This is a genomic window from Gallionella capsiferriformans ES-2 (assembly GCF_000145255.1).
GTDB lineage: Bacteria > Pseudomonadota > Gammaproteobacteria > Burkholderiales > Gallionellaceae > Gallionella > Gallionella capsiferriformans.
This window is the reverse complement of sequence record NC_014394.1, coordinates 40,751-54,710: the sequence shown is the minus strand read 5'-3', so window position 1 is coordinate 54,710 and position 13,960 is coordinate 40,751. Positions and strand designations below refer to the sequence as shown.

The window sequence follows — 13,960 nt, the reverse complement described above, 5'->3', positions numbered from 1 at the left end:
TATGCCTGATAGCCTATATATTTCGGCCTAATATATTGATTACAATCCTTGTGTAGACTTGTAAAATTATCAATTTCAGCCGGCCTGAAGAACATGCAGATACGAAAAAATCAAACTGATTCAGACCGTAGGGAATCGTCAAAGATAGTCGATGATCAGGGGCGCGTGGTCGGAAAAACGCTGTTCCTTGTAGATGGAAGCGGATGTCGCACGGCCGGCAATAGCGGGGGTCGCGATCTGATAGTCGATACGCCAGCCGACGTTTTTAGCCCAGGCCTGACCGCGATTTGACCACCAGGTGTAGGCTTCCAGTTCAGGGTGCACACGGCGGAACACATCAACAAAACCGACCTCATCAAACAATTGTGTCAGCCATGCCCGTTCTTCGGGAAGAAACCCTGAGTTTTTCTTGTTGCCGCGCCAGTTTTTCAGATCAATCTCTTTATGCGCAATATTCCAGTCGCCACAGACGATAACTTCCCGGCCGCTTGCGCGAAGCTCGCGTAAATGCGGCAAAAATGCCTCCATAAAGCTGAACTTGACCCCCTGCCTCTCCTCGCCGCTGGACCCCGACGGCAAGTACAACGACACCACGCTGTAATCGGCAAAATCTGCGCAAAGGTAACGCCCCTCCGCATCAAACTGTTCAATGCCCAGCCCGACAATCACGTTTTTCGGTAATTCACGGCAATAGATGCCGACGCCGCTGTAGCCTTTTTTTTCCGCGTAATGGAAATAGCCGTGATACCCCAAAGGAGTGAGCATGTGTTCCGTCATGTCGGCGGCCTGCGCCTTGAGTTCCTGAAGACAGATCACATCCGCATCCTGTTGTGCCAGCCACTCATAAAAACCTTTGCTGCTGGCCGAACGTATGCCATTTAAATTGACAGAGATAATGCGCATGAAATATCCAATGTGTGAGGGCGTTTGATTATAATGTTTATCTCTGTGATCTCCCAACCCGTGCCTACGCCATGTTCAATTTCAGACAAGATTTCATCCGTTTCGCCGTCCAAAAACAAGTGCTGCGCTTCGGCGAGTTTCAAACCAAAGCCGGACGCCTGTCCCCGTATTTTTTCAATGCCGGACTGTTCAACGATGGCGACTCGATGCGCAATCTGTCGCAGTTTTACGCGCAGGCCATCATCGCATCCGACATTCCCTTCGACATGATTTTCGGCCCCGCGTACAAGGGAATCCCGCTGGCGACAGGCGCGGCAATCGCGCTATCTGAACAAGGCCGCAATGTGCCGTACAGCTACAACCGCAAGGAAGCCAAAGACCACGGCGAAGGCGGCACAACCGTCGGCGCGACGCTACAGGGGCGCGTGCTGATTATCGACGATGTGATTTCTGCCGGCACCTCGGTCAGAGAATCCATTGAACTGATACGGGCCGCCGGTGCCGAGCCTTGTGCCGTTGTCATTGCGCTTGATCGCATGGAGCGAGGCTTAGGCGATTTATCCGCCGTGCAGGAAGTGCGCGAGAACTACGGCATTCCGGTGATCGCGATTGCGACGCTCAACGACCTGCTCGGTTTCTTGCAAAACGAGCCGGAAATGATAGCCAATTTGGATGCGGTGCGTGCTTACCGTGATCTTTTCGGAGTCGAAAATGACTAAAAAAATATTGTTGTTAGCACTGATTGCCTGCTGCTCGCAGCAGGTTATGGCAAAAACCTACAAATGGGTCGATGACAAGGGGGTCACCCATATGGGAGACACCATTCCGCCCGAGTATGCCGGCAAAGATCGCGCAGAGCTTAACAAATCCGGGCGTACGGTCAGCACAAAAGACATACTGACCATTGAAGAGCGCCGCGCAAAAGAAGCCGAACAGCTAAAAGCAAGCGTGCAAGAAACATCCGCCCGCGATCAAAAACTGCACGACAAGTCGCTCACTGACACCTACAGCAGCGTTCAGGAAATTGAGTTATCGCGCACTCGCAGCCTGCAGCAGGTCGATGCCCGAATCAACAGCATCAATTCACAGCTCAAGATGAACGGCAACAGTCTTGCCAGCCTGCAAAAGGACGCGGATAACAGGATAAAATCAAACGGCAAAATACCCGTTTCACTGCAAGAGGACATCAAGTCAGCACAGGAACGCGATCGCCGCTTGCAACATGATCTGGAAAAATATCTGGCTGAAAAATCTGCCGTCAATACGCGTTACGATGCTGACAAGGCAAGGTTTCGTGAATTGACGGGGAAATAACTACAGCGGTTCGAATTCCCCGGTCGCATCGTTGTAGCCGAGCAACTGGCCCTGTTTGATATCGAAGTACCAGCCGTGTATGCGCAAGGCTCGCTCCGCTACGCGCTGCGCAATCCACGGGAAGGTCAGCAAGTTTTTCAAAGAGACCAGAATCGCCCGCTGCTCGCATGCGCGACCGCGCACTTCTTCCGTTGCATGGACATAATCCCGCTCAACGCTCACGCGCGCAGATTCAACCAGACGCATCCAGTCATCAATAAATGAATCCGGATTCCCTGCGCCGCGTGTTTTCAACAGATTCTGTATCCCCCCGCAGTGCTCATGTCCCAACACCACGATGTGCTCGACCCCCAGATTGCATACACCATACTCAATCGCTGCCGTCGTACCGTGATGGCCGATACGTGCCTCATTGGGCGGCACGATATTGGCCACATTGCGCACGACAAATAACTCTCCAGGTGCGCAGTTAAATATGAGAGCGGGATCAACCCTTGAATCGCAGCATCCCACAATCAAAAACTTTGGCTTCTGCCCTTCTGAAAACAACCTGAGATACTCAATATCATCGCTGGGGAAATGATTGTCGCGAAAGCGCAAAAAGCCTTCAATCAAGGGCTGCGGCCACCGACGGTCTGCCGCTGCTGCGCTCGCGCGATGAGCTAAGGCAGACGAATTCATTTCATCACCCCCCTCAGACATTGTCAGCGGTTCCTTCATTCAGCCGTCAAACGCTGCAATGCTTCATGGTATTTGTCTGCTGTTTTTTGCAATACATCCTGCGGCACACGCGGCGCGGGCGCTTGCTTGTTCCAATCAGATGCCTCCAGCCAGTCACGCACGAATTGCTTGTCAAAGCTGGGTGGATTGCTACCCACCTGATAGGATTCTGCTGGCCAAAAACGCGAAGAATCCGGCGTCAATGCTTCATCGATCAGATACAGCGTACCTGCTTCATCCACGCCGAATTCAAACTTGGTATCCGCGATGATAATGCCGCGGCTCGCTGCATAATTTGCCGCTTCCACGTATAAAGCCACCGTGGCATCCCGCACCTGGGCAGCACGCGCCTCGCCCAGTAATTCAACAGCCTGCGCATACGAAATATTTTCATCATGGTCACCCACAGCAGCCTTAGTAGAAGGCGTAAACAACGGCTCGGGCAACTTCTGTGCTTCACGCAATCCGGCAGGCAGGGCAAGTCCACAGATCGTGCCTGTTTTTTGATAATCTTTCCAGCCGGAACCGACCAGATAACCGCGCACAATTGCCTCAATCGGCAACGGTTTGAGCTTCTTAGTGACAAAAGAGCGGCCACGTACCTGCGCCTGCTCCGCATCACCCTTAACCACCGATTCCGGCGCAATGCCGGAGAGATGATTCGGAATGATGTGACCCAACTTTTTAAACCAGAAATTCGACAAGGTGGTGAGCACTTCGCCCTTGCCCGGAATCGGATCATCCAGAATCACGTCGAATGCAGACAGCCGGTCGGTTTGAACGATCAGCAAATGTTGCGCATCGACTTCGTAAAGATCGCGCACCTTGCCGCGATGCAACAACGGCAGACTGGTCAAATTGGATTCGTGCAGAGCAGACATGATGTTTCCTTGTAAAGAATAAACGGCTGACAGCGGTGTCGTTAAGCTAATTCGGGTAAAGTTGTTTCGGCAATCTTGATTGCCTGTTGGGCGCGATATTCGGTTAAGCGTTCAGCTAATGCGACATCATTCAAGGCCAACATAGCAATAGCAAACAGACCGGCATTCGCGGCACCCGCCTCACCGATGGCAAACGTGGCAACCGGGATACCCTTAGGCATTTGCACGATGGATAACAATGAATCCATACCCTTAAGATACTTAGAGGGGATGGGCACGCCTAATACAGGCAAAGTCGTCTTGCCGGCAATCACGCCTGCCAGATGAGCCGCACCGCCCGCACCGGCGATAAAGCATTGCACGCCTTGCGCACTGACTTCCTTGATGTAATCGAACAGCAAATCGGGCGAACGGTGTGCAGAAATGACGCGCGCATCATACGCCACACCAAAATCTTTTAGTTGCTGTGCCGCCTGACTCATAATATCCCAGTCATTGCTGCTGCCCATGATGATGGAAACTAAAGGTTTGCTCATATTAATCCTTATGTTGCAGACGTAGCTACGCCCCCGTTACCGGGGGCGTAGCAGTGTATTACGCGCCCTTGTGGTAACCCACTACACGCTCAACTTCGTTCTTGGAACCCATGATGACAGGCACACGCTGATGCAGGCCGGTAGGTTGCAGCTCCATGATACGTTCGCGGCCTGTAGAACATACGCCGCCTGCCTGCTCAACGATGAAAGACATCGGATTAGCTTCGTACATCAGACGCAGCTTACCTGCTTTACCGGCTTCCTTGTTATCGAACGGATACAAGAAGATACCGCCGCGAGTCAGAATACGATGAATTTCTGCAACCATGGAAGCCACCCAACGCATGTTGAAGTTCTTCTCACGACCGCCGTCCTTGCCCTTCACGCACTCTTCGATGTAACGCTGAACAGGCTCTTCCCAGTAGCGACGATTCGACATGTTGATTGCAAATTCTTGCGTATCAACGGGAATCTGCATATCAGGGTGAGTCAGGAAGAAGTCGCCTACATCGCGATCCAGCGTGAAGCCGTTCACACCGTGACCAGTCGTGATGACCATCATCGTGTTCGGGCCGTACAGTGCGTAACCTGCACAAACCTGCTTGGTGCCCGGCTGCATGAAGTCAGCTGCAGTCGGATTGGTGACGCCTTCAGGACAACGCAGGATGGAGAAAATCGTACCGACTGAAATATTTACGTCGATATTCGATGAACCGTCCAATGGATCGAATGTAATCAGATACTTACCACGAGGATATTGCTTAGGAATCTCGTAGATATCATCCATTTCTTCAGAAGCCATCGCTGCCAAATGGCCGCTCCACTCGTTGGCCTTGATAAATACTTCGTTCGTGATGATGTCGAGCTTCTTTTGCGTCTCACCCTGAATATTTTCGCTACCCGCACTGCCCAGCACGCCAATCAGCGCACCTTTGTTCACGTCATGAGCAATTTGTTTGCAGGCTGATATGATGTCGCTCAGCAGACCGGTAAAATCGCCACTGGCGTTAGGAATATGACGTTGTTCTTCAATGATGAATTGAATCAGACTCTTGCTCATGTTTTCTCCTCGTTTATTAAAGTAGTACTGTTATGAAATTTTAGACTCGTGATTCTACCGCTTTTCAGGCTTACCCTGCAGCTTAATCAGGGATTTATGCTTACTTAGTCAATGAAATGAACAGCTGCGGTAATTTGGCCGGCAGATCCGCTACCTTGTCGATAATAGTGTACTGCTTGCCAAAAATATCTTTCACATACTCATCCGCCTTAGGATCCAGATTGATGCAGTAGGCGTAAATACCTTTTTGATCCAGCTCAGTGACAGCCTTTCTCGCGTCCTCAATCAGGATACGACCATCCCTGCTGTCAATATCCGCAGGCTCACCGTCCGTCAAAATCAGCATCAGCTTTTTATCGGCCTGCTGCTGCTCCAGATAGTGGGAGGCGTGACGCATCGCCGCGCCCATCCGCGTTGAATAACTCGCCTGCATTGCCGCCAGACGCCCCTTCACCTCATCATCCCATTTTTCGGAGAACCCCTTGATATGCATGAAGCGCACATCATGACGCGTGTTTGAATGAAAACCCGAAATAGCGAAAGGATCGCCGAGCTTTTCGATCGCCCAGGCCAGCAGGGACACCGCCTCCTGACTCAGTTCGAGGATCGTCTGCGTACTACCAGCCGCTTTTTCATTCAACGACTCGGATAGATCCAGCACCACGCTCACCGCAATATTACGCCCATCGTTGCGATGACTCATGTTGATACGCGGATCCGGTGACGAGCCCCCCTTGAAGTCGATTAAAGAGCGTATCGCCACATCCAGATCAAGCTCGCTACCCTCTTCCTGATAGCGTATGCGCACCTTGTCCTGTGGTTTTAAAAGATCGAGCATCTTCTTTAAGCGCTTAGCCAGTGCCGCATGCTTGGCCAGCAGATTGTCAATCACAGCCGGATTTCCACGCGGATGCAATGCTTCATACACGCTCACCCAGTCCGGGCGATAGCTTTTCGTGTTGTAGTCCCATTCGTCGTAGTGGCGAGGGGGCAACGCCTGCAATTCAACTTCCGAATTTTTGCGCTGATCGAGATGCTCGAACATTTCGTCTTCATCGCTCTCTTCGATATAAATCCACAGATGCCGGTTATCGTCGCGGTAGTCCACTTCGGTATTGTCGAAATACATATTGGCCGACAAATCGCGTTGGCCGCGTGTGCGCGCAATGAAGGCTAGGGCAACCGATGCCATCGCCGCGCTGGTTGATTGCCCCCCTGCCATCAGCTCATGGAAACGTTTTGTGAATTCCCTGACATGCTCGTTCTGGCATATGTAAGCCGGATCGAGGATGGCACGCGACAGCATGGCCAGTCTTAATCTGAATACCGAGATGCCTTGCTCTTCGAGCTGAAGGTCTTCCTCTTTTGGGATCGGATGCAGCGCAAGGAACAGTTTTCGCAGGCCCGGATATTTCTGGCAGGCCAGGTACTCCACGCGGGAGTCCTCGAAAATTTCTACGCTAGCGCGCTGAAACGGACTCCAGTTGTCCACGATCATCTTTTGCGACCAGCGACGATGTGCGGCCATATGCGCAAGCGCGGCACGATAACGATCGATGCCGGACACACCGTTAAAATCGTCATAAACATCGGGCAAGCGTATACCGTCATCAGTGTAGTAAGGCATCGGCTTGCGCTGTTCATCGAACGCAACCGAGTAGGGAATCAGATAGTCACTGTCGTTCCACAACGCGCGGATATAGGTATCCAGTTTGCGTTCATTGTTTACCAGCAAGGTGCCGTGCCGCTCGCGTTGCATGACTGCGACCGCATCGGCAGATTCCAGCCGGAAATACTCTTCCTGCCGTTCCGGGTGATGATTGTAGTACTTGATTCCGTACTCGATCCAGTTTTGCAATCCCTGCAATGACAGCACACCCAGCAACTTAGGCGCCTGCTTGAGCAGTTCTGGCAACCCCGGACTGGCAAAGGTCGTGTGATGACCATGAATCGAACCCGAGGTGCGATCCAGCATGTCGCGGATCAGCTCAATGTAGCGCCCGTACATCTTGTCGTTGTTCAAGCGGCGGGCAACTGCACCGCTATACTGCAGGAACGGCACGATTGCCTTAAAGTTGGTATGCGTAGACAGGTACTCAGAGAATTCCCTCAGCTTAATCAGCGCATGCTCCCCAATGATGCTGGCCACACCCGGCGCCTCTTCCAGATAGATCAGCAACGGCTCCGCACCACGCCCCATCTTGCCGATGATGCGAGCATTCTCGATATAGGCCTCCAGGCCCGCCTTCGAGAGCAGCGCCTGTGCTTCCTTCATGCACTCATCAAAGACGGCATCCACCCTGGCGAATCTGCAGCTCAGTTTCTCCCAGTACATCGAGAGCTCTTCCGTTCTCTGTGTCACGATCTCAGTCATCGCTCAGCCCCTTCGAAGATTTAATCGCGCGAGGTTCAGGCGAACGAAGCATCAATCGCGTGATCGAGCGTGTCGCGAATATCCGCATCGTCGGTAATCGGGCGCACCAACGCCATACGACATGCGGCCTTAGCATCGACACCGTTCTTGATTAGGATCGCCGCATAAACCAGCAGGCGCGTGGAAATACCTTCATCCAGACCGTGCCCCTTAAGATTACGAGCCGCCTGACCGATCTGCACCAGCTTGCCGCACACCTCAATATCCAGCCCTGTTTCCTTGGCCAGAATTTCCGATTCCAGGGCAGCATCCGGGTAATCGAACTCAAAACCGGTGAAACGCTGCTTGGTCGATTGCTTCAGATCCTTCATCAGGCTCTGATAGCCAGGATTGTAGGAGATGACCAATTGAAAATCAGGATGAGCCTCAATCAGTTCGCCCTTCTTATCCAATGGCAGCGTGCGCCTGTGATCGGTCAGCGGGTGGATCACCACGGTGGTGTCCTGACGCGCCTCAACGATTTCATCGAGATAGCAGATCGCACCGATGCGTGCTGCCGTGGTCAGCGGACCATCCAGCCAGCGGGTGCCGTTCGCATCCAGCAAATAACGTCCGACCAGGTCGGATGCGGTCATGTCTTCATTGCACGCAACGGTGATCAGCGGCTTATTCAGTTTCCACGCCATATATTCAATGAAGCGCGACTTACCGCAACCGGTTGGCCCTTTCACCATCACCGGCAGACGCGCCGCGTAGGCCGCTTCATAGAGAGCAACCTCATCGCCTTGCGCCTGATAGAACGGTTCTTTGCTAACGGTGTACTGGTTCTTGTTTGTCATCACTAAACTCCTAAACGCTCCCCTTACAAAGGGGAATTGAGAGGGGGGAGGACTTTTACCACCCCCGCCTAGCCCTCTTCCTGGAAGAAAGAGGGAATTGGAATCTTGGAAAAAAACACCCCCATCGTGTGGGGGCGCATTTTTGTCACTTCGATGCTGCCGTACGATGCTTACTTGTGCACGCCCAACTTTTCGCGCCAGCCAGCGAACAACTTGTCGCCATCTTTCGGGAAAGATTCGAACGCACGGGCGAATTCCTTGTGAGTCTTCGCGTATTCGATAGGATCTGAACCTGATTTCCAGCAATCGTATGCCTGACCGAGTGAAATACCACCCGCTGCCGGGCTGTCGATGTGACCGAAGGCACCGCCGCCGCAGGTATTGATCACGTTGCCGTGGCCGAGGTTCTGGAAGAAGCCAGGCAGACGCAGTGCGTTCATACCGCCGGAGATGATCGGCGTAGTCGCCTTCATGCCGTACCACTTCTGGTAGAAATAAGGACCTTGGCACTCATCGCGTTCCAGCATGTAAGCCAGCACAGTTTCCTTGCCGTGACCTTCCATCTTGCCGTAACCCATAGTACCGGTATGCATACCGGACGCACCCATCAAACGCACCAGCTTCATGTAGCACAGTGGATCCATGCCCATTGGCGACTTGTAGGAAGTAACGGCACCGTGGCCTGCGCGGTGGAAGTGCAAGAAGGTATCCGGAAACTCGCGGCGGCAAGTGGTCACACCAGCCGGGCCAGTCACGAAGCCGTCCACCAAGAAGGCGACATGGCTAGCGGAATTGTACTTGGCAAATGTTTCCAGCACGAAGTCACCGCGATGGATCATTTCCTTATAGTAATCGGCTGTGATGTTAGCTGAGAACAGCTTAGCTTGGCCGGTTTCCTGTTGAGCGCGATCCATAGCTTCTGCCACTTTCGGCATAACCACTTCCATCGGACAGAATGGTTGGTTAGCTTGCGGTTCATCGTTCTTGATGAAATCGCCACCCAACCAGAAGTCGTAGCAGGCTTTAGCGAATGGCTCAGGACGCAGACCCAACTTAGGCTTGATGATGGTACCGGCGATGTAACCACCGTCTGTTTCCGAACGACCCAGCACCTTCCACAGGTTGCTGATATTGGCGGACGGGCCATCGAATTTCCTGACCATCATTTCTGGAACCAAGAAGTCCAGCATACGCAGACCTTGATGATCGCCCATACCCTGGTTGTTGCCCAGGATCAGAGACCACATATGGGAGATGTTATAAGTGCCATCAGTCAGGTTCGGGTCGAACAATTCAACTGGATAAGCGACCTTAAACAAGCCGCCACCCTTAACAATGTCGTCACCAAACGCGGTTTCGTCTATTTCGTACACCAGGGCATCTACACCACGAGTAAAGTCGTCGGTGGTGGACACTTCCACATTGGTGCCGGTAGAAGATTCAGCTGCAACGTGAGCAGCGACTTCCAGGAATCCGTGGCCTTTGGCCGGGATCAGTTTATAAGCGACCAACAGGTGCTTGCCATTTTTAATCAAATCTTCTTCTTTGAGATTCAGATTTGCATAACGATTAGATTGATCCATAGTTTACCTCTCCTGTGTGTTAACGATAAATTCACTAACTACCAACGAAACAACGTGTAACAGGTCGCCACTATAGGGCCGCAACCCCATAAGCGATAGTCAATTATTTTTATTGGAACCATAAGAAAAACTTATAGCTGTGTATAATCGCGCAATCCTGATACCGTCTTAACCGCCACCTGACCATGCTCCACTTCACATTACGACAATTACAAGTCTTTGAGAAAGTGGCCAGTCTTTTAAATTACTCGCGAGCGGCCGAAGAACTATACCTTTCTCAACCTGCTGTGTCTATGCAAATCAAGCAACTGGAAGGACATATCGGACTGCCGCTTTTCGAGCAAATGGGCAAGAAAATTTATCTTACCGCGGCCGGCATTGAATTATTTCATTACGCACGAAACATCGCTCAGCAACTTGAAGAAATGGAAGTGGTTTTTGATGAAATGAAAGGGATGGCACGCGGCAAGCTCACCTTATCGGTTGTCAACACCGCCAACTATTTCACCCCCAAGTTACTGGCCAGATTCAGCCAGCGCTACCCGACCATCAACATGATTCTTCAGGTTGCGAATCGCGATGCCGTACTCAGCCAGCTTGCCGACAACAGCACAGATCTTGCTATCATGGGTCAACCGCCAGAGGGGCTCGATATCACCGCGCAATTATTTATGGACAATCCTCTGGTTGTCATTGCCAATCCATCTCACCCGTTTTCTGCCCTCAAGCGCATTAAGTTTTCTCAACTTGCAGGTGAGACATTTCTGTCACGTGAAAAGGGATCCGGTACGCGCAGTGCGATGGAACGGGTTTTCGCAAAACACGGGGTGCAACCCCGCATCAGCATGGAGATGGAAACCAATGAAGCCATCAAGCAAGCGGTGCAAGCGGGCATGGGATTAGGTATTTTGTCGCTGCACAGTATTGAACTGGAGCTTGAGACGCACCGACTGGTGGTGCTTGATGTTGAACACTTCCCGTTACTCCGCCACTGGTTCGTCGCCCACCGGAGCAACAAACGCTTAACCAGTGCGGCGTTGGCATTCAAGGAATTTCTATTGAACGAGGCCTGAATTGCATTCAAACAGACAATAAAAAAGCGACCCGGAAGGTCGCTTTTTTATTGTTCAGAACAACAATCGATTACTTAATGATCGCGTTCAATTCACCCTTAGCATAGCGGTTAGCCATGGCTTCAAGAGAAATTGGCTTAATTTTGGAAGCCTGACCAGCACAACCAAATGCTTCATAGCGAGCCTTGCAGATTGCCTTCATTGCAACGGTCGTTGCAGCGAGGAACTTGCGAGGATCGAAGTCTTTGGTGTTTTGCGCCAGATAGCGACGGGTCGCACCTGTTGATGCCATACGCAGATCGGTGTCGATATTCACTTTACGAACGCCGTTTTTGATCCCTTCAACGATTTCTTCAACTGGAACGCCGTAGGTTTCACCCATGGTGCCGCCGAATTCGTTGATGATCTTCAACCATTCTTGAGGCACGGAGGACGAGCCGTGCATAACAAGGTGGGTATTTGGCAGACGTTCGTGAATTTCGCGGATACGGTCAATACGCAATACAGCGCCGGTAGGAGGACGGGTGAACTTGTACGCGCCGTGTGAAGTGCCGATGGCGATAGCCAGTGCATCCACGCCGGTTTGACGAACGAATTCAGCGGCTTCTTCTGGATCTGTCAGCAATTGATCGTGACTCAAAACGCCTTCAGCGCCGTGACCGTCTTCTTTTTCACCTTCGCCAGATTCCAACGAACCCAGACAACCCAACTCACCTTCAACAGAAACGCCCACTGCGTGTGACATTTCAGCCACGCGACGGGAGATGTTTACGTTGTATTCGAATGAAGAAGGTGTCTTGCCGTCAGCCAGCAAAGAACCGTCCATCATTACGCTTGAAAAACCTGAACGGATCGCATTGATACAAACCGCTTCTGACGCGCCGTGATCCTGATGCATAACGACGGGGATATGCGGATACATTTCTACTGCTGCTTCGATCAAGTGACGCAGGAACGGTTCGCCTGCATATTTACGTGCGCCGGCAGAACCCTGCATGATGACCGGGCTGTTGCATTCGTCAGCCGCTTCCATGATCGCCTTAACCTGTTCGAGGTTATTGACGTTGAAAGCCGGCAAACCGTAGCTGTGTTCTGCTGCGTGATCGAGAAGTTGACGCAATGATACTAATGCCATTTTTATCTCCTGATGATTAGATTACAAACTTTAATCTGCTACAGATTTATTCTTAAAGACTATTTTTGTGATGATCGCCAATGCGCACGATCTTCAGTGTATTGGTATGGCCTGACTGACCGACCGATTCGCCGACGGTCACAACGATGAGATCACCGTCCTGAACACACCCCATCTCTACGAGTTTTTGTTCTGCATCGATCAGTTCCTGTGCCGTATTTTTAACATCACGACTCGGGAACAATACCGGATGCACACCGCTAAACAATGTGACTTTAGTCAAGGTGGCATGCACGGGCGTCAGCGCAAAAATGGGCACCCCGGCATTGACACGCGACATCCACAAAGCGGTTGAACCCGATTGTGTCAGAGCGACGATCGCCTTCACCTTGAAGTGAGAAGCAGCAAACAAAGCCGACATCGCAATGGATTGGTCGATGCGGGTGAACTTATGCGCTACGGCACGTTGATCAATCGCATGATCATCAACCTGCTGTTCGGCATTGATACAAATACGCGCCATTGCTTCGATCGTTTCTACCGGATAGTCACCTACGGCCGTTTCTGCTGATAGCATCACCGCATCGGTGCCATCCAATACCGCATTCGCCACGTCTGATACTTCGGCACGAGTCGGAATCGGATTAGTAATCATGGACTCCATCATCTGAGTCGCCGTAATGACCAGACGATTTTTAGCACGCGCCATCTTGATCATGCGCTTTTGCAGGCCAGGCACGGCCGCATCGCCCACTTCGACACTCAAATCGCCGCGCGCCACCATGATGGCATCGGATGCTTCGATGATGTCAGCCAGCGCAGGAATCGCTTCAGCGCGTTCGATCTTTGCCATCAGCAGGCTTTGACCACCGGCCTCATGCATCAGTTTGCGTGCGAAACGCATGTCTTCGCCGCTGCGAGGGAAGGAGATCGCCAGATAGTCAGCCTTGATCAGCGCTGCTGTCTTGATGTCTTCCATATCCTTCTCGGTCAGAGCAGGCGCAGTCAAGCCACCACCTTTACGGTTGATACCCTTGTTGTTGGACAATACACCGCCGCGTATAACCTTGCAGATAACCCTTGAACCCTGAACTTCGAGCACATCAAATTCCAGCATGCCGTCGTTGAGCAACAACACGGAGCCGGGACTTACATCATTCGGCAATTCCTTGTAGTCGAGTCCGACACACTGCTGATTACCCAAGCCTTCGAGTTCCGCATCGAGAATAAACGTATCGCCTTTTTCAAGCACAATTTTACTATTTTCGAATTTGCCAACACGAATTTTCGGGCCTTGAAGATCGGCCAGGATACCCACGGTACGACCGACTGCCGTTGCCGCGGCCCGTACGACTTCCGCACGTTTGACGTGATCGGCAGCTGAACCGTGTGAGAAATTCATACGCACCAGATCTACTCCGGCGCGGATCATTTCCTCCAGGACTTTTTGATCGCTGGAAGCAGGCCCCAGCGTTGCAACTATTTTGGTTCTACGAAGCATATGTACCTTATTTTGTTTGGCTTGTACTTTGTAGCAGAACC

13 protein-coding genes are annotated in these 13,960 nt (G+C 51.8%); 3 read left to right on the top strand and 10 right to left on the bottom strand.

The genetic code is table 11. The features are described 5' to 3' along the window. Positions 1-138: 138 nt before the first annotated feature. Positions 139-903 (bottom strand): exodeoxyribonuclease III, encoded by a 765-nt coding sequence (locus tag GALF_RS00225; protein WP_013292031.1) that lies wholly within the window; start codon positions 901-903, stop codon positions 139-141. A gap of 71 nt (positions 904-974) precedes the next feature. Between GALF_RS00225 and pyrE the strand changes: the two genes are divergently transcribed. Both pyrE and GALF_RS14710 read left to right on the top strand, forming a co-directional pair. Beyond that, positions 975-1,622 carry an orotate phosphoribosyltransferase gene (gene pyrE / locus GALF_RS00220; RefSeq protein WP_013292030.1) on the top strand — a complete coding sequence of 216 codons (648 nt, stop codon included), beginning with the start codon at positions 975-977 and terminating at the stop codon, positions 1,620-1,622. After that, complete coding sequence (locus GALF_RS14710) at positions 1,615-2,217, top strand: DUF4124 domain-containing protein (RefSeq protein ID WP_013292029.1); 603 nt, start codon at positions 1,615-1,617, stop codon at positions 2,215-2,217. The genes pyrE and GALF_RS14710 overlap by 8 nt, the downstream gene beginning before the upstream one ends. On the opposite strand, the gene GALF_RS00210 is transcribed toward GALF_RS14710, so the two are convergent. The 7 genes from GALF_RS00210 to GALF_RS00180 all read right to left on the bottom strand — a co-directional run bounded on the left by GALF_RS00210 (position 2,218) and on the right by GALF_RS00180 (position 10,210). Continuing rightward, the gene (locus GALF_RS00210) at positions 2,218-2,898 is read right to left on the bottom strand and encodes a carbonic anhydrase (protein WP_150102541.1); all 681 of its coding nucleotides are present in this window, start codon (positions 2,896-2,898) and stop codon (positions 2,218-2,220) included. It lies immediately after the preceding gene. 35 nt (positions 2,899-2,933) lie between these two features. Then, complete coding sequence (locus GALF_RS00205; protein WP_013292027.1) at positions 2,934-3,818, bottom strand: phosphoribosylaminoimidazolesuccinocarboxamide synthase; 885 nt, start codon at positions 3,816-3,818, stop codon at positions 2,934-2,936. Positions 3,819-3,859: 41 nt separating this feature from the next. Further along, on the bottom strand, positions 3,860-4,354 hold the full coding sequence (gene purE, locus GALF_RS00200) for a 5-(carboxyamino)imidazole ribonucleotide mutase (protein ID WP_013292026.1): 495 nt from the start codon (positions 4,352-4,354) through the stop codon (positions 3,860-3,862). Positions 4,355-4,412: 58 nt separating this feature from the next. Beyond that, positions 4,413-5,414, bottom strand: coding sequence for a class 1 fructose-bisphosphatase (locus GALF_RS00195; RefSeq protein WP_013292025.1), 1,002 nt, complete (start codon positions 5,412-5,414; stop codon positions 4,413-4,415). Positions 5,415-5,514: 100 nt separating this feature from the next. Next, the gene (locus GALF_RS00190) at positions 5,515-7,788 is read right to left on the bottom strand and encodes a nitric oxide reductase activation protein NorD (protein ID WP_013292024.1); all 2,274 of its coding nucleotides are present in this window, start codon (positions 7,786-7,788) and stop codon (positions 5,515-5,517) included. 35 nt (positions 7,789-7,823) lie between these two features. Further along, the gene (locus tag GALF_RS00185; protein WP_013292023.1) at positions 7,824-8,627 is read right to left on the bottom strand and encodes a CbbQ/NirQ/NorQ/GpvN family protein; all 804 of its coding nucleotides are present in this window, start codon (positions 8,625-8,627) and stop codon (positions 7,824-7,826) included. Positions 8,628-8,797: 170 nt separating this feature from the next. Beyond that, positions 8,798-10,210, bottom strand: coding sequence for a ribulose-bisphosphate carboxylase (locus tag GALF_RS00180; protein WP_013292022.1), 1,413 nt, complete (start codon positions 10,208-10,210; stop codon positions 8,798-8,800). A gap of 185 nt (positions 10,211-10,395) precedes the next feature. Here GALF_RS00180 and GALF_RS00175 point away from each other — a divergent pair, with 185 nt between their 5' ends. Next, positions 10,396-11,283 carry a LysR family transcriptional regulator gene (locus GALF_RS00175; protein ID WP_013292021.1) on the top strand — a complete coding sequence of 296 codons (888 nt, stop codon included), beginning with the start codon at positions 10,396-10,398 and terminating at the stop codon, positions 11,281-11,283. A 70-nt stretch (positions 11,284-11,353) separates the two neighbouring features. Here the strand turns inward: GALF_RS00175 and fba are convergent, their stop codons facing one another. Both fba and pyk read right to left on the bottom strand, forming a co-directional pair. Then, the gene (gene fba, locus GALF_RS00170; protein ID WP_013292020.1) at positions 11,354-12,418 is read right to left on the bottom strand and encodes a class II fructose-bisphosphate aldolase; all 1,065 of its coding nucleotides are present in this window, start codon (positions 12,416-12,418) and stop codon (positions 11,354-11,356) included. Positions 12,419-12,470: 52 nt separating this feature from the next. Next, complete coding sequence (pyk, locus tag GALF_RS00165; protein ID WP_013292019.1) at positions 12,471-13,919, bottom strand: pyruvate kinase; 1,449 nt, start codon at positions 13,917-13,919, stop codon at positions 12,471-12,473. Positions 13,920-13,960 lie beyond the last annotated feature (41 nt).